General features: G+C 60.7%; 26 protein-coding genes. All 26 read right to left on the bottom strand.

The annotated features are described in order from the left end of the window. Positions 1 to 258 precede the first annotated feature (258 nt). The 26 genes from M0412_RS15335 to M0412_RS15210 all read right to left on the bottom strand — a co-directional run bounded on the left by M0412_RS15335 (position 259) and on the right by M0412_RS15210 (position 14,857). Positions 259 to 1,476, bottom strand: a complete 1,218-nt coding sequence (locus tag M0412_RS15335; RefSeq protein WP_269699219.1) for a phage minor head protein — start codon at positions 1,474 to 1,476, stop codon at positions 259 to 261. Next, positions 1,463 to 3,082: a DUF935 domain-containing protein gene (locus tag M0412_RS15330; protein WP_269699218.1), complete on the bottom strand. Its 1,620-nt coding sequence runs from the start codon at positions 3,080 to 3,082 to the stop codon at positions 1,463 to 1,465. Before M0412_RS15330 ends, M0412_RS15335 begins: the two co-directional genes overlap by 14 nt. Beyond that, positions 3,082 to 4,608: a hypothetical protein gene (locus M0412_RS15325; protein ID WP_269699525.1), complete on the bottom strand. Its 1,527-nt coding sequence runs from the start codon at positions 4,606 to 4,608 to the stop codon at positions 3,082 to 3,084. Before M0412_RS15325 ends, M0412_RS15330 begins: the two co-directional genes overlap by 1 nt. A 136-nt stretch (positions 4,609 to 4,744) precedes the next feature. Beyond that, complete coding sequence (locus tag M0412_RS15320) at positions 4,745 to 4,921, bottom strand: hypothetical protein (RefSeq protein WP_156316008.1); 177 nt, start codon at positions 4,919 to 4,921, stop codon at positions 4,745 to 4,747. Next, positions 4,918 to 5,553, bottom strand: coding sequence for a DUF3486 family protein (locus tag M0412_RS15315; RefSeq protein ID WP_269699217.1), 636 nt, complete (start codon positions 5,551 to 5,553; stop codon positions 4,918 to 4,920). Before M0412_RS15315 ends, M0412_RS15320 begins: the two co-directional genes overlap by 4 nt. Further along, complete coding sequence (locus tag M0412_RS15310) at positions 5,550 to 5,864, bottom strand: hypothetical protein (RefSeq protein ID WP_052817246.1); 315 nt, start codon at positions 5,862 to 5,864, stop codon at positions 5,550 to 5,552. Before M0412_RS15310 ends, M0412_RS15315 begins: the two co-directional genes overlap by 4 nt. Beyond that, complete coding sequence (locus tag M0412_RS15305) at positions 5,857 to 6,249, bottom strand: DUF2730 family protein (protein WP_269699216.1); 393 nt, start codon at positions 6,247 to 6,249, stop codon at positions 5,857 to 5,859. Before M0412_RS15305 ends, M0412_RS15310 begins: the two co-directional genes overlap by 8 nt. Beyond that, the gene (locus tag M0412_RS15300; RefSeq protein WP_052817252.1) at positions 6,246 to 6,464 is read right to left on the bottom strand and encodes a TraR/DksA C4-type zinc finger protein; all 219 of its coding nucleotides are present in this window, start codon (positions 6,462 to 6,464) and stop codon (positions 6,246 to 6,248) included. The genes M0412_RS15305 and M0412_RS15300 overlap by 4 nt, the downstream gene beginning before the upstream one ends. Continuing rightward, the gene (locus M0412_RS15295; protein WP_174000509.1) at positions 6,461 to 6,994 is read right to left on the bottom strand and encodes a hypothetical protein; all 534 of its coding nucleotides are present in this window, start codon (positions 6,992 to 6,994) and stop codon (positions 6,461 to 6,463) included. The genes M0412_RS15300 and M0412_RS15295 overlap by 4 nt, the downstream gene beginning before the upstream one ends. Before the next feature lies 1 nt (position 6,995). Beyond that, positions 6,996 to 7,967, bottom strand: a complete 972-nt coding sequence (locus M0412_RS15290; protein WP_269699215.1) for a glycoside hydrolase family protein — start codon at positions 7,965 to 7,967, stop codon at positions 6,996 to 6,998. 99 nt (positions 7,968 to 8,066) lie between these two features. Further along, entirely contained in the window at positions 8,067 to 8,459 is a 393-nt protein-coding gene (locus M0412_RS15285) for a helix-turn-helix domain-containing protein (protein ID WP_269699214.1), read from the bottom strand. Next, a complete protein-coding gene (locus tag M0412_RS15280; RefSeq protein ID WP_269699213.1) occupies positions 8,449 to 8,643 on the bottom strand; it encodes a hypothetical protein in 195 nt (64 codons plus the stop codon). The genes M0412_RS15285 and M0412_RS15280 overlap by 11 nt, the downstream gene beginning before the upstream one ends. Positions 8,644 to 8,660: 17 nt before the next feature. Next, positions 8,661 to 9,110 (bottom strand): hypothetical protein, encoded by a 450-nt coding sequence (locus M0412_RS15275; protein ID WP_052817265.1) that lies wholly within the window; start codon positions 9,108 to 9,110, stop codon positions 8,661 to 8,663. After that, positions 9,110 to 9,760 carry a regulatory protein GemA gene (locus M0412_RS15270; RefSeq protein WP_269699211.1) on the bottom strand — a complete coding sequence of 217 codons (651 nt, stop codon included), beginning with the start codon at positions 9,758 to 9,760 and terminating at the stop codon, positions 9,110 to 9,112. Before M0412_RS15270 ends, M0412_RS15275 begins: the two co-directional genes overlap by 1 nt. Then, positions 9,757 to 10,272, bottom strand: coding sequence for an MT-A70 family methyltransferase (locus M0412_RS15265; RefSeq protein ID WP_269699210.1), 516 nt, complete (start codon positions 10,270 to 10,272; stop codon positions 9,757 to 9,759). Before M0412_RS15265 ends, M0412_RS15270 begins: the two co-directional genes overlap by 4 nt. A 59-nt stretch (positions 10,273 to 10,331) precedes the next feature. Then, positions 10,332 to 10,580, bottom strand: coding sequence for a hypothetical protein (locus tag M0412_RS15260; RefSeq protein ID WP_269699208.1), 249 nt, complete (start codon positions 10,578 to 10,580; stop codon positions 10,332 to 10,334). Then, positions 10,577 to 10,828, bottom strand: coding sequence for a hypothetical protein (locus M0412_RS15255; protein ID WP_269699207.1), 252 nt, complete (start codon positions 10,826 to 10,828; stop codon positions 10,577 to 10,579). The genes M0412_RS15260 and M0412_RS15255 overlap by 4 nt, the downstream gene beginning before the upstream one ends. After that, positions 10,818 to 11,021, bottom strand: a complete 204-nt coding sequence (locus M0412_RS15250; protein ID WP_172873593.1) for a hypothetical protein — start codon at positions 11,019 to 11,021, stop codon at positions 10,818 to 10,820. The genes M0412_RS15255 and M0412_RS15250 overlap by 11 nt, the downstream gene beginning before the upstream one ends. Further along, complete coding sequence (locus M0412_RS15245; protein WP_269699206.1) at positions 11,018 to 11,710, bottom strand: DUF2786 domain-containing protein; 693 nt, start codon at positions 11,708 to 11,710, stop codon at positions 11,018 to 11,020. Before M0412_RS15245 ends, M0412_RS15250 begins: the two co-directional genes overlap by 4 nt. Then, complete coding sequence (locus tag M0412_RS15240; protein ID WP_269699205.1) at positions 11,707 to 11,916, bottom strand: hypothetical protein; 210 nt, start codon at positions 11,914 to 11,916, stop codon at positions 11,707 to 11,709. The genes M0412_RS15245 and M0412_RS15240 overlap by 4 nt, the downstream gene beginning before the upstream one ends. Then, positions 11,913 to 12,191, bottom strand: a complete 279-nt coding sequence (locus M0412_RS15235) for a hypothetical protein (protein WP_269699204.1) — start codon at positions 12,189 to 12,191, stop codon at positions 11,913 to 11,915. Before M0412_RS15235 ends, M0412_RS15240 begins: the two co-directional genes overlap by 4 nt. A 10-nt stretch (positions 12,192 to 12,201) precedes the next feature. Next, the gene (locus tag M0412_RS15230) at positions 12,202 to 12,729 is read right to left on the bottom strand and encodes a host-nuclease inhibitor Gam family protein (RefSeq protein WP_269699203.1); all 528 of its coding nucleotides are present in this window, start codon (positions 12,727 to 12,729) and stop codon (positions 12,202 to 12,204) included. A gap of 62 nt (positions 12,730 to 12,791) precedes the next feature. After that, complete coding sequence (locus tag M0412_RS15225) at positions 12,792 to 13,082, bottom strand: hypothetical protein (protein ID WP_269699202.1); 291 nt, start codon at positions 13,080 to 13,082, stop codon at positions 12,792 to 12,794. Then, the gene (locus tag M0412_RS15220) at positions 13,069 to 13,467 is read right to left on the bottom strand and encodes a transcriptional regulator (RefSeq protein WP_269699201.1); all 399 of its coding nucleotides are present in this window, start codon (positions 13,465 to 13,467) and stop codon (positions 13,069 to 13,071) included. Before M0412_RS15220 ends, M0412_RS15225 begins: the two co-directional genes overlap by 14 nt. After that, positions 13,464 to 14,099 carry a hypothetical protein gene (locus tag M0412_RS15215; RefSeq protein ID WP_269699200.1) on the bottom strand — a complete coding sequence of 212 codons (636 nt, stop codon included), beginning with the start codon at positions 14,097 to 14,099 and terminating at the stop codon, positions 13,464 to 13,466. The genes M0412_RS15220 and M0412_RS15215 overlap by 4 nt, the downstream gene beginning before the upstream one ends. Further along, on the bottom strand, positions 14,099 to 14,857 hold the full coding sequence (locus M0412_RS15210; protein WP_269699199.1) for an AAA family ATPase: 759 nt from the start codon (positions 14,855 to 14,857) through the stop codon (positions 14,099 to 14,101). The genes M0412_RS15215 and M0412_RS15210 overlap by 1 nt, the downstream gene beginning before the upstream one ends.

The raw sequence follows: 14,857 nt of genomic DNA, 5'->3' as shown, positions 1-14,857 counted from the left end.
ACCTGTGATGAAGAATACCCGAACGGCATCAAAATTGAAGCCGGATTGAAAGCCGTACAGGCGATTTCTCTGCCGGGACGAGCGATTGAGCGTTTCAGCCCGCCGTCGCGCTCTGTGGCCGTTTATTTCAATCCGGTGCTGGAGCAAAGCCCGGCTTGATAATTTCGGGGTTCGGGCGCATATTGATGGCAGGCGCGAGCAAGGTTTACTTGGACGGTTTTACCGGATCAACGAGGGAGTGCCGACCCTCCGCGCCTTTCAATCCCCCTCAATCAGATTTCCAGCCCGCTTCGCCCGCTCAATGACCTTGTATGTCTCGGCGTAGCTTTTGCGATGGAAGCTGGTCAGCCACCATTCCGAGCCGTTCCCGGCCGTCTTCACGGCAAGCCGCCACCAGAAGCCGTCCGATGATTTCCCAAGCAGGGAGACCGCGTTGGTCGAGGCGCTACGGATGATCGCGGCCGGATTGATGATGACCTCGATCGCCGCCTCGATATTATCGAGATCAAGCCCGCGCTCGGCGCGCTCCTGAAGAATATGGACGAGGCTGTCCGACGACAGGCGAACAACCGAGGTGGATGCGCCAAGCGCCTCGACAGCCGGTCCCGGCATCTGCGCCACCGGCAGATAGGATTTCGGCATTTTGCCGCGTGCCATCGCCTGCAGGAGCGGAGAGCGGACGATATCGCCGATGGCGATGCGCTGCCGATCTGCGGGCATGGAGCCGAGGCGCTCCTCAAGAAAGCGGGAAACATTCTGGCCGCGATACTTGCCGGGGTTGGTGTCCCAGCCCGGATCGATGCCGACCGGCACCATGCGGGTTTCGCCGGTACGCTTGTTCACCCATGGCTTCTCGACCAGCGGCATGACGGGCGTGTCCTCACGCCAGCCAAGACGGATCGCCTCGCTGCGCGAGATCTGGCGCACACCGCACATGCAGCCCCAACCGTTCGGCGGATAGAGGCGGTTCCATATCGGATCGTCCACCGGAGCGACAAACCCGACCCAGCCTTCATGCTCCAGCCGTTTCCGCTCGGCCGTGGACAGGGTGTAGACGAGGAAGGGCAGGAAATCCTTGTTCCGTTGCGTCCGTTCCCATTCGCCCGCCGCATGAGCCGACATGGTGTTTGCCCAATAGATCGTGCGCAGACGGCGCGGCGAGCCGAGCTGCACGAGCTTCTCCTCGCCGGTCTCCGGGTCGATCGCCAGCGTCTTGCCCCACCAGCCCTTCTGCTGCAGCACCGGCATGAGGTTGCGCTGAAACTCCTCAAACGGCGTCTTGCCGGTGATCGCATCGGAGATCGCAGAGCGGACATCGTCCAGAATGTCGTAACCGGCCGACTTGGCGACGGTGAAGGAAAACGCATGTTCCTGCGGCGCGATATCCCGCCAGTCGAATGTCGGAAGGCTGGCCTTGCCGTCAAAATACCGGGTGACTTCCTTCGGCGCGGTCTTGAAGAGATCAGCTACGCCCATCGCCGATATCCCCCAAACCTCTGGCCTTCATCTGCAGCTTGGCAAGCCGGTCGGCGAGCGGCCCGGCATCCATCTTGGCAATCAGGTCATCGAGACCGGCCTCAAGCTGCGCATAGCTTTTGGACGTTTCAAAGAGCCTTTGAAGCGGCTTTACGAGCGGCTCAAGATCGGTTTCCCATTCCGAGAGCGCTTCGTCGGCAAGCGCCTCCAGTTCGGGCCGCTGGTCAGCAGCAACGGCATGAAAGCCGCCGCAATGGGCGCACGGCTGGACGCGGGCCTGCGCGCTGTCCTTCGGCTTCAGCGGGTTGTTTTTCTCCGGCGCTGGCGGCTCCTCGGGCTTTGGCAGGGCTGTGCCAGGCACAACGGATTTGAGAAGTTTTTCATCTTCGTCCGGCTCCTCGAAACCGATGCGCTCGCGGACCTTGGACATGGAAACCTCAAGGCCAAGCGGTACCAGTGCCTGCACCGCCTCGACCAGCGCCTTGATGTCTTCGTTTTCGGTGATCGGGATGACCATCGTCGGATATTTGTCACGAGGCCCGAAATTCAGGTCCACAAACGGCCGGATAAGATCGCGGTTTGCGGTCACCGCCGTCTGGCGGGCATCGGCGCGGGCAATGTCATGACGGACGTTCTCATGCACGGCCGCCTGACCAAGCGAGGAACCGTCATCCGTGGTCATGGTCTGGCCAAGCACGCCCTTGGAAATCTGCCGGTCGAGATATTCGGCCTTGGCCGAGAAGACGGCATTACCGGTGCCACCCTTGGCCTCGATAAACTCGATATCCATTTCCTTCGGGATAATGGCGGCGGCGTCCGAGCTGATGTTGCGCACTGCCGTCAGAAGCACGCGCTTCTCCGCGTCCTTGGCGTTGCGGCTGTAACGGCCGACGCGGAGCGGCATGCCGTAGACTTCCAGAAACGCCATCCAGTCCTTGAGCGTATAGCTCTTGTAGAGGAAAGCCCATGCCGCCAACCGGGCCAGACCGGCGCGGATCGGCAGGCCGGACATCAGCTTCGGGCGATGAATCGAGAACTTGAAGGGCGGCAGGTCAACGCCTTCAATGCTGCTGTCCTTCAGGCGCAGCGTGCGGCCGTCGCGCTGGTCGATCACGAAATGCCGCTGGTCGCGCCACTCGTATCGCTTCGGATGCCATTCCTTGGCGCTGCGGTCCCATATGGTCTCGACAACCGAATAGCCCTTGCCCAAGGCGTCGAGCAGGTCGGTCAGATAATCGTCCACGAACTCGGGCTGGCCGATCATTTCCCGCACGGCCTCGGCAATCTTCTCGTCCTCGGCCGAGTTCGACGCGGCAACGACAAGCGGCGTGATACCGGTCAGCGCCCGCTTGCGGGTGCCAAGCACCGCCGCATAATGCAGGTCGCGTTCCTCCATGTCGGTCGCGAGCGAAAAGAAGCGGTCGGGATAACCGCGACCTGCCTGCCGCAGAACTTCCGCAAGTGCATGCGGGGTCAGCCCGCTGACAATGGTTTCCTGCCATACAGAATGAATGCCGCCCAAGGTGGGGGCGGCGAATTCATCTTCAAGGACTGTGGTCGAGATCGGGTTTCCCCACTGGTCGATGATCCGGGGTGGCGTGGCCATCAGTGAAGACCTCCATTCAATGTCGGGATAAGAGCGTCTCCGGTCGATACCGCCTCGAAGAGCTGGATGCCGTCCATGGTGTCCAGTTCATCGACCGTGGTGTAACCGAAGTATTCAAGTTCGGATCGGGATGCGAAATAGGCCAAGGCTCCGGCGATCGCGGTGTCGCCGTGACGGTTGAAACCGTTCGCGCCCTTGAAGCGATGGCCGTCCGGCACCTTGATATAGCCGCCGCTCACATAGGCGAGGGCCTGATGGTCGGCCAGAACGTCGGCATCAAGCGGCAGGACGATCGTCTGGTCGCCGAATGCGGCGACATAGGCGGTCATCTCGCGGCGATACCATTGTTCGGAGAATTTCACCTCAATGATGCTGGAGCCGTATCTCTGGGTCGCTTTTTCCGCGAGATACGAACCGTTGCCACCGGCATCGAGCGCGCCACCGGCAAGGCTTGGGATGCGATCGCAAACATAGAAAAGGATCTCGCGCTGCTGGTCGAACGGCATGTTGTGCAGCTCGACAATGAAGCGGGTGCGCCTGACGAGGTCCTGACCGATCTCCATCAACACGATCGCGGTGGCATCGCCGCTGCGGGCAAAGTCCACGCCGAACACATGCTGACGGCGATGGTCGAGCCGCTCCAGAACGGCGATCAGGTTTTCCTTGCACCACTTCAGCGCCTCGGCCGTGCGGTCCTCTTCACCCCAGTTCTTGAAATCGTCGGTCTGGGCATAGCGCAGGATCGGGATATCCTTCTCCATGCGGCTTTCGATCTGGACGCGGGTGAGCGCTGCGCCCGCCTGATCGGCCGGGATCGCGTCCAGCTCCTGCCGCATGGCGCTGAGACGAACGCCGTAGGAGCCACGGATTTTCTTTTCCCATGCGTCCTGTCCCGCTTGGGTCCACTCTTCGCCCTTGAGCATGCAGACGCGCCGGAACAGACCGTTCTTGACAGCGAGCGCGAACGGAATGTGATGAACCGAGAACGGGATTTTTCCGGCGTGCGCTTCCCGGATCAATTCGTTGAACGGATTGAGGACGCCGTTGTGGGTCGAGATCACGCGGATTTTGCCGCCCCAGATCAGCAGCGCGTTGACGGCATCGAGGACGCCGCGCACGTCGCGGTGATAAGCGGCCTCGTCAATGCAGACAGTTCCCTGCAGACCACGGATGTTTTCCGGGCGCGATGACAGCGCCTCGACACGATAACCCGACCGGAAGCGCACCCGGTAGGCGGCGATATACCGGGTCGAACCGTCCTTCAGCTCGTCTTCAAACAGGAACTCCTCGATCTGCCCGAGATCGTCAGCGATGGTTTTCGCAAACTTGGCGACATAGCCGATGAATTCGCGGCCCTTGTCCTTGGTGTCGCCGATATAGAAATAGTTCTGGCCACCGGCGCTGGGAGCCGATGACGAAATCAGGGTCGCGTCGGTCGCCTCGGCAAAGGTAATGCCGGTGCGTCGGCCCTTTTCGCCGAGCTTCAGATCGGAATCATCGGCGAGCCACTCGGACTGATGTTTCATCAGCACGCCTTCGGCGAGCGGATCGAGATCGTCCGGTACATCCGCACCGCGGGGCAGTTCAGGAGGCAGGTCAGCCAGACTGGCGAGAACGGTCGAGCCGTCCCACTTGCCACGCGGCAGGCCGGGCAGTTCACCCTCAGTCACGACGCACCTCCATGCAGGCAAGGCCGCTGCCCTTGCACGGCTTGCAGATCACCTTCAGGTCATAGACGACGCTGGAGATCGTGCCGTCCCGGCGACGGTTGATGCGTTTGACAGCCTGCCCGACGCCACCGCACCGGCTGCACGGCTCTGGGCGGGCAGCTTCCATCATTCCTGCGATCCTCTGGTGGTGACGGTTTCGGGTTCCGTCTTGTGTTCCGGCCGCACGCCGAGGAAGTCACGGCGCAGCTGCGCAACGCGCTCGGACGAAAGGCCCATTTCCTTCGAGACCTTGTCGATGACGTTCTCGGCTTTCTTGGAGAACTCGGCTTCGACCTTCTGACGCCGGGCCGTCGAGACGCCCTGCGCACGGGTTGCCGAAAACAGGGCGTCGGCAAGAGCCTTCGCGCCCTTGGGATCGAACCCGGCCTCGCCTCCGGCCGTCACCAGCTCGAACACCAGCGTCTTGATCGCCTCGGAGGCGATCAGCGTTAGATCGTCGGAGGCGGCGGCATCGAACTTGCTGGCAAGCGTCGTGGCGATTTCCCGCGTCTGGTTGAGGCGCTGGGTCAGCGTTGCAAGGCGGATCGAATAGCGATTGAAGGCCGAGAATGAGGGAATGGTGAATTCCAGTTCGCCCCGGTATTCTTGGTCGAGCGCCTCAAGCTTGCCGACGAACTCCTCATAGATTTCCGTCTGCGTTCGCTCACGCTTCTGAAGTTCCTCGGCGGCCCATGCGACAACATCCGCGCAGGCTTCGGGCAACAGCTCAATACCGGATAGACGACCGCGACCCATGGTCATTCACCCGGCTCGGAGGGGCGCAGGATGCCTTCAATAGCAATGTCGCGCTGAAGATGGCGGCGACCACGTTTATTGAGCGTGGCAATCATGACCGTTCCGGCCTTGGTGAGCGTCACCGCGTCCCGTTCCGCCAGATACTCCATCTGCTCGTGTATCCAGAGGCGTGTTTCCCGGATGGCAAAGCTCGGCATGATTTCTTCGATCATGCTGCTGTCCAAGGAACCGTTCACCTGCTCGGCCAGCGCCTTCAGGATGATGAGCCGTGCACGCTCGCGGCGCATCCGCGCCCAATCCACACCGATATCAGACATTGGCCTGTCGCGCCCTTTCCAACAGCAGTTCGTTCATAGCCTCGCCGTTCGCCTTGATCGGCTTGAGGGTTTCATTGAGGGTGTCGAGACGCCCGTTGACCTTTTCGAGCGCCAGCTCCAGCCGGTGCTGGCTTTCCCGGTCGGGCAGATATTTCATGTCGCTCTCGACCGACTGGATGCGACGGTCGTGTTCGATCAGCTTTTTCTCGTGCGACTCGTCTTCGCTTTTCAGCGCCGCGACATCGGCCGCCTGTTGTATTTTCAGGGCAGCGACATCTTCTGTCAGTTGCTTTTCGCCCGTGTTCATCCAGCCTTTTACGTGTCCGAATATCGCAATGGCGGAGAGGGCAAGGCTGCAATAAAGGGCTATTTCTGCGGTGGTCATACTCGCGATCTCTCCAGCATGGTCTGGCAGACGATGCAGCGTGTGGCGGATGGCAATGCGAGGCGGCGTTCGCGGGCGATATCGCCGCCGCAATCCTCGCACTGCATGGTGCCGGGGCCGCGCAAGGTGCGGGAGGCGTCGGCGATCGCGGCCTCCCGTTCCTGTTCGGCGCGCAGTTCGGCCTGCTCAAAAGCAGCATTTCCACCGAAGTTCATGGAGTGCGCTTCCACGTCTTGACGGCTTCGACGGCCTGCTTGCCGAACTCCTTCAGCGTATGGCCGCCCATGTAGAGGGAGATGAACCAGCCCGTCAGCGTCATCAGCGTGGCGCTGTCGATCGGATCGATATAGACGCCGAAGACACGCAGAACCGGGAAAAGCAGGAATGCGCAAATCCACAGAAAGGCGAGCAGATACATCCAGCCCCAGCGCCACGCGCTTTGCCAGAAGCCTTCGGCCTGCTCTGCCTGGAGGAGCGCAAACTGCCCCTGAAGGCCCTTGTCATAGAGGGCGATCAGCTCCGGCATATTGGCGTTGACCTCGCTGACGGCATCGCCGAGTTCGGCCTGATCGACGGACGGAAGCGCCTCCGGCTCGACACCGAGGCGCTCGGCAACCTGATCGACCACGGTACCGGCGAGCGTTCCGGCAAGCCCGCCGACGTGCTTTTCCAGCACGCCCTTGACGATGGGAGCGCCGACTTTCGCGGCGGCTCCGATAAGAATGGAGGTGATGGCTGCGCTCATGTCAGAAGCTCCGCAGCCAGTTCGCAAGACGCGGGGCCTTGTCGGCAACGCGCACGGCGATGATGTCACGGTACTGGTACGCCTGCCATGCGAGATAGGCGACGGCGATCACGGCGATGCCGCCACCGATCCACGAGGCGAGATGATCCGGCACCACCGAAGTCGGATCGGCGGGCGCTGGCGTGGTGACCGTGCTGACGGCCTGATCCCCTGCCGCGACGGTGGTGCTGGCAGCGGTCGTTACCGCACCGCTCTTTGCCTTGCGCCGGGCGTCCAGTTCGCGCTGCAGGGTGGACAGGGTTGCCCTGCCGATCCTGCCGTCGACCGTGAGATTGTAGGCTTTCTGGAAGCCTTCAACCGCCGATCGGAGGATTTTGCCGGTTACGACACCTGCATCAAAACCGATACTGGTGAGACTGGCTCCGACCTCCTCGATTTCCGGCGTCGTCGCCGAAACCACGAACACCGCAAAAAGGCTCGTTTCCGATGTGGTGGGCAGGCTTACGGACTCGATGTCGGCGGGATATTTACCGAGCAACAGGATGTTCGCTTCCTCAGCACGGCGGCGCGTCAGGCCGCGCAGCACCTTGCCGCCTGCCTTGTTCCAGAGGCCGAGGCGCTGACGGGCCTCGTCTTTTTTTCCAGCAAGGAAGGATTTCACCCACGAGGCCTTGTGGATTGCGCCGGTGTTCCAGTCGAAAGAGACGCCCGCATCGATCGCGAAAGGGCTGACATTCGCACCGAGCGCTTTCACCACGCGGGGCAGATAGTTGCGTCCGACAGCGAGGTCGAACAGCTCATCGCATTTTTGGGAAGTAATCGTCATGCCCGCCTTGGGCGTGATGACACCGGAGGCAGCGGTCAGGCCGGGGCCGATCGTCCACACGCCGACAACGTCACGATAGGCTTTCAGGACGACGCCTTCGTGTCCGTAGATGAATTTCCGTCCTTTCGGACTGACGTTGGGAGACATAAAAAAAGCACCTTGAACGGTTCGTTGAAATCCGTTCAAATGTGCTTCAAAGGTTGTGCCGTCGCGCCCCTGACACTGTCAGTGCCAGCCTATGTTTCTTCAGAAAAGACTGCCCTGATCGTCGTCGCTGTGCTTCATGCGCTTGCGGGCGCGAAAGGCTGAGCGAACATGCATGCCAGCGGCTGCGGCAGCATCCGGGGCCGACATGCCGTCAGCCAGTGCCTTGACCAATCTTAACCGCTTCGCGGCGTCCTTGGCAATCGGGACCAGAATACGGTAGCCGGAATCGCCCGCCTTGTAGAAGCTGCAGATTTTGGCGGCGGCTTCCATGCCGACCAGTTCCGGCAACCAATGGCCCGGCGCGGCCTTGGCCGGAATATAGGCCACCCGGCCACCCTGTGCCTGCACGATGGCCCATGCGGCTTCCAGACCGGCAACTTCGGCAATCTCGCGCATGACCACGGGCAGATGGGCGAAACGGTCATCTTCCATGATTGATCCTGCTCGATAATCTCAGTTGTTCTTCGGTCAAGGCTTTCAGCCGCACTTCCAGCTCTAGGCGTTTGTGTGAAAATCTCGGGAGCTTGGCGGCGCGTGCCGCCAGTTCGTCCCGCTTCGTCTGAAGGACGTCGATCTCCCGCTGCTCCGGCCAGCCGAAGAGCGGCATGACGGTCATGGGAGAGACGTCCCGGTTCATGGCGTCGGTGCCTCCGGTTGCCAGCGAATCAAGACGCCGGTGAACTTGGAGACGCCGGGATGATTGGCGATCCAGAACCGGCCCATCGTCTCCCGCGCCGTTCGGCCGTAGAGCTTGACCGGATAGCTGTTGCCTAGCAGCTCGGGCGCAAAGCCGTCACGGCGGGCGAACGCCTCGACCTCTGTCCGGTGCAGATGGACACCGCCGATGACGATGCTGGCGATCAGCTCGTTGATCAGGTCGCTCACCACGATCTCAATCGGCACCACATGGGTGCAGACCGGATCGGCGACGATCTTGCGGCAATACTTGGTGCGCATGGCCTCGTAGAGCTGCACGCGCTCGCCCGGCCGGGCATGACGGGCGCGGTCACCGCGTACCGTCTGCCGCTTGTGGCCGCTCTCGATCTGGCCACTGAAGAAGGATTTGAAACCGTACGCGACCATTACGCGCTCGCCTTCGTCTTCGGTGCACGGCGGCCACGAATGAGCTTGCCGTAATAATCCATGACCGTGATCCACTCCTTGTCGGTCACGGCGCGATAGGTGATCTCCTGATCGACAATGCCGGTCACCGAAGGCCAGAAGCCGTCGCAGAGCATGGATTTCAGCATGGCGTGCTGCGCGATCGCGATCTTGTAGCCGTAGCGCATGGTATATGCCTCGCAGGGCTTGCGATCGCCCCACACCACACCGGCCTCGCGGGCGATCCAGCTTTTCAAGGCCTCGACAACCGCTCTGGCATCGTCGGCGTTGTTGACCCACCGGCCGCTGTCGAGACCTGTCTGGCGCTTGACGAACGCTTCAAGCGCCCGGTCCTCGCGGTCCTCGACAATGCCGAGATTGTAGGCTGCGATCCACAGCGACTGCATCTTCGGCGCATAGCGGCCGTCGAGGCGACGGCGGCCATTGCGGCGCACTGCCTTCGGCTTGTAACCGAGGCGGCGCAGTTCCTTCACGACAGCGTCCTGTTGCTGCGCGTTCATCAGGGACAGGCGAGGTTGTCCTGTCACGCGAGAGTAGATGGCGCGCTGCGCGTCTTCTTCAGTAATACCGAGTTGGCGGAAACCGCCGAAAATCGCACGTTGAATGCTCATGCTGCTTCTCCAAATTTTCCGGTTTCATCACCCCATACCGTCCAGCCCTTGCGGTTGGTCCGGCTGAAAAGCTCAAGACGCCGGGCGTTCGGCATCAGTTTTTCAGCGTGCCGATAGCCTTCCTCGGGTTTGCGGGAGTGGCCACGGACCACACCGGCAAAGGAGGAACGGACGGATTTCGTGGTTTTCGGCTCGCCGCGTTTCCCGATGAGGTATGGTTCGTTAGATGTGCGTAGTACGTAGCCCGGCCCAAACGCCTGCTTCCCGTTCTTGGTGATCTTTTCCCAAGAACCTGCCGTGACGAAATCGAAGCCCCAATCGGTCAAAACCTCGTAGGCCTGAAACAGCATCGGGTTGGTGGCATAGAGCCAGAGCAGGCAGTTTTCCGATGCAAGATCGAGAACGGGCATCGCCTTGATCTTATCCAGCGGCATGCACTTGTAATGAGCCTGAGCGGATTTGCCTTCGCCCTTTTCCGATCGCACTTTGTAAAGCCACGGCGGGTCGGCCATGATGAAGTCGAAAGAGAACGGCGGCAGGTCACCAAAACACCAGACATCAGGGAACAGCCTCACTGGATCGACCCTCCGCTGTAAGGGCGGTCACCATTCTCAAGGGCATAATTGACAGTCTCCCGAAGGGTATTCGCCCAAAACTGAGCGTTGCCATCAGGATCGTCCGACTGGCTGATCGCGTGTGAAATGATGGAGACCATCGCGGTTATGACGTTGTCGGCGCTATGGGGCTGGATGACGCCGATGATCTTGAGGGCGATGCTGACCTGTTCATCCGTAAGACCTTGGTTTTCGACCGTGCTCATTCGCAAATCTCGCTGATTTCGGTGGTGGTGAAGGTGGCTTTGAAGACCGGCACGAAAAAACGGACATAGACGAACTGGACGGACCAGCCCCGGCCTTGAGCTTTTTCCCATGTCTCGCGTTTGCGGTACTTGGTTGCGATCGCCTTTTTGGCGGTCGCGCCCCAAGTGTTCGGCTGAAGCTTTCCCGATGGGGAGCAAAGCACATAGCCCTTGGTAAAGGCCGCAGGGATTTGGCGCTTACTCGTCATAGGCGACAAACTCCAATTCGGCCGGGTGGCAGTTGCTGTAATGCTTGTCGCCTTGGAAGTGCACTTTGACGTAATGCCGATGCTCGCGACCTTCCGGCTTGATCTTGCCGTAGCGGGCGGTCACCGTGTGCCGGACGAGCCGGTTCACGGTGATTTCGATGCCATAGTAATTGCGGATATAGTCGTAGCTCACGAGCGCACCCCAATCAGTCGGGGGGCCGAGGAAGCGCCGTCCACTCCATGGGACAGGTTCACCCGCTCACCCGCTTGCCAGCCAGCATGTTCAGCCTCGTCAAAACGAGGCTTGTGAGCTTTCTGCTTGACGGTTCCGGTATGCGGATGGCGACGATCGAGATACGCTTCCGCCTCTAGCAATGCCGCGCCCGATTTGCTCTGAGCGAACAATGCGCGCAATCTGACGGCCAAACGCTGCACCAGTCCAAGGGTGAAATCGTCCACGGCCTTTCGCTTGGTTTTGGCAGAGCGGCGGCGCTGATAAAAATCCCCGGCCCGAAATTTCGAAAGCTCATGCTTGATCGCATTTTCGCAAACTTCGAAAAGATAGGCAGCAATCTGCGGGCCGGGTTCACGACCGAAAAAAGTGATATCGCGACCCGTTGCCATCCGGCGTTCGGACACCAGCGCTCTGCAGTTTGCGCAGGTCGCGATGGTGTTCCACAGCAAGGCTTTCGGTGAAGCGACCGGCGTTCTTGTGCCTATGCTCGCCTCGGTCATGACCAGATCGGAAGCGTTGAGGCCGTGATCCCGCATCAACTGAGCTGCTTTGGCCGCAGCTTCCATCGCCTCGGCCTCGGTGCAACCACGCGCTGTTGTACGCTCGCGCAAAGCCTTGATGCGGCGCTTGATGGCGTCTGTCGTCATACCGCGCCGCCTTTCTTCTTGGCGGCACGCAAGATGCGCCGGGCGTGGGCGGCCGACTTGCGAAGCTCATGCATGCGCTCATCCACCATGGCGATCAGCCGGGCGGCGGCAGCTGCTTCGTCTGGAAAGATGCCGAAACCGTCATCGGTCGGCGTCACACGCAGTACGTTCGGGTCAGTCCCTACGGAGATGGCAAAGCTGGTCATGCTGCGTTCCCTTGCTCAAGAGGGACGATTGCGGCAATGGCGACATGGCCGGCAGCGTTGTTCAGCACCATGACGATGTTTGCAGCGAGCAGCGCGACGGTGTCGTCGGGCATGGCGCCAGCGGAATCGACGGTGAGAAGCTCATCACCGTCTGCATCCAGCAGGACACCCATGTCCCGCTGAGAGCATGTCAGCGGAAAGGCAACTCCCAATTCGTTCATCGCCTGAACGAAAGCTTCCGGTGTGGTGGGATTTTCTACGGGGATATTCTTCATCGGCCCGCCCTCAGTTCAACGCAGAGGTTTCGAGTTCGGCGGGTTCGATCACGAAATCCTCGCCCTCAGATGAGATCGTCACGCCGTTGACGAGGCGGGCCTTGTCGGGATCGGCGAGCATGGCATCCTTGTTCAGTTCCTCGCGAGTGCGGATGAACGCACTCAGGCCAAGTTTCCTGAATGCCTCGATCGCGGCCTCGACGCCGCGAATGGATACCTTCGGCGGGCGGGAGCGCCAGTTGATCCGGCCGTTTCCGAAATCGTGGTATTTCACCTTGCCGTCATTGGTCAGGGCAAGGCGGTTCGCTTCGCAGAAGGTTTGCACGCCCCGCTCATGTTCGGCGAGTTCCTCCAGCATCTCCGCTGTGTCGGCTTCGAACTTCTCACCGACAAGGCGGATGGCTTCGTCAGCCAGCGCCTTATGCGCGGCGATGGCGCGGCGCAGGACACCGATCCGGCCGACTGCAAAAATGGCGTCCTCGCGGTTCTGCGGTACGCGGGAGATGGCTTTTGTCTTCGTCTTCAATGCGTTTTTCAAGGTCGTTTCCTCGGTTCTAAAAGGGAATTGGAAGGGCGCTCGAACGCCCTTCGAAGGCGGTTTCAGGAGGTGTGCGGAGAGCGCGGGAACGGCACAACGTTGGTGCCAGGACGCATCATGTGCAGGACCGTGGCGCTGGCGGGTGGGACCAGCCGATCAAGGGCGTCCCGGCTGACCAACTGGAAGTCCCGCACGAAAATTTCCAAGTCTCTGGCGGTTTCCGCGCAACCGTCGAGGCACTGAACAAGCAGCTCGACCTGCTCACTGGATAGAACCACGCCGCCGTGCCGGTAGTCGGCGATCAGGTTGCGGGTTTCACGCAAACGGTCTGAAAGAAGATTAGGCTGGCTCACTGTTCGTCTCCTTTATGCGGCTGTGAGGGCAATTATTCCGGCAGGCCTGATGCATGCGGACGGCGTTGGCGCTGGCGGTGCTGAAGGGGCGGCGCTGCCACCCGAGGCAGATATCCCGGCCGATCTCCTGAAGGACCGGGCAGCGCACGGTCTCGGACATGAGCGCACCGCGAACGAGCTGCTCGATGCGGCCGACATCGCCGGGATAGCTGTTCGAAAGAAGCTGGCTGACGGTCGAACCGGCATAACCGATACGCTTGCCAACCAGCGTCTGGTTCTCGGCGTTGCAGGCTTCCGCCAGTGCAACGATCCATTCGGGGGTCTGCTCGCCCCATGCGGCGCGGGCCTTTTCCAGATTGTCGGGCTTGGGCTTTGTCGGGGTCATTGCTCGACCTCGACAGTCTCGGGCTCGCCGAAAATCTTCTCGGCGTTCGGGTCATAGACGCACAGGGTTTTCAGGAGCTTCGGCGCGGCAGGGCCGGTGTTCTGGACAAGTCGCCAGATCGTCGGCTCGGTCCGGGTACCCTTCTGCAGCACGATCAAATATCCGGCCCGCAGGAGGCAGGAAATGTAGAGCCGCGCCGAACGCTGGTTGATTTCCAGCGTATCGGTAGATGCATGCACCGAAATATCGATCAGCTTGAAACCGTTCCTGAAGAACGGCGAGCGCATGGCGTTCCAAAGCGCCTGCCGTGCCGTCATCTGGTCGCCGATCGGAGTGCCGTCACGTTTGAACATCGGCGTGGCGGACTGGCGGGCAGCGACACGGTAGAGGGCCATGCCACGCGGGTTCGTTTCGCCGGTGCGGCGGATGATCTTGGCCTTTTCCAGCATGTCGATGAATTCCGATATCTGCAGGCGGCTACGGTTGTTGGACAGGCCGAAGATATCGTCCACGCTGAAGGGCTGCTCACGCATGTCGGCGTCCATCATCAGCTTCCAATAGTGGTCGCGGCCGGTCAGGACGCGCTGGCCCTTGGCGACAGCGATCTTGAGAGCAATCGGAGTGACCCGCATTATGCTGCCTCCTTTCTGGTCGGCAGACGTGGACGGGAGAACAGGCCTCTACCGCCTTCGTAGGTTGCGAGATCGATGGAGCTGACACCTATCCTCGCCGCAGCTTCGGCTATGTTGTGCAGCGAATTTCCGACGCGACGGACATTGCCCTTGCCTTCGTCCTTGGCCTTTTCGAGCAAGTCATCGGTAATCATCAGCTTGGGATAGAAGGTTCTCGCGAGGGTCCGAGCATCATCGAGATCGCAAGGTTGCGCATATTTGGTATCGAGAACGAGATCTCGGAAGCGGTCGCCGACATGCTCCAGCTTCTGCGGGAACAGTTCTTCACCGATCAGCATCACCGGAACACCGCTGGCCTTTGCAATGCCGCGCACCAGCTCAATCAGGTTCTTTTTGATCAGCAGGTCGCTTTCATCGATGATGAGTGGGCGGCGCGGATCGCGGGCAAGAAGGCCGATAACTTCGTCTTCCATATCTGCAAGAGTACCGCGTGGCTGGTAGATGCCGAGTTCGGAGAGGATCGAGCGCAGCAGCTTGGCGCGGGTCCACGTATCGCGGACTTCGACATAGGCAGCGCTGGTTTTGTTCTGGCAATAGAGCGCCGCTACGCTTTTGCCATAACCGGAGTAACCGGCGAGAACGCCGAGGTTGGGTTGCAGGGGATGACGGTTCTGGAGGCTGTATACAAGAGCGAGCGCCGTCGAGACGTTCTTGATCGGAGCCGTGTCACCATTGACTTTCATCGGTTGTGTCGTCAT

It is taken from the genome of Agrobacterium sp. O3.4 (assembly GCF_041414895.1).
Taxonomy (GTDB): Bacteria; Pseudomonadota; Alphaproteobacteria; order Rhizobiales; family Rhizobiaceae; genus Agrobacterium; species Agrobacterium cucumeris.
Note: the sequence above shows the minus strand (reverse complement) of the source record. Positions and strands in the feature narration are given on the sequence as shown.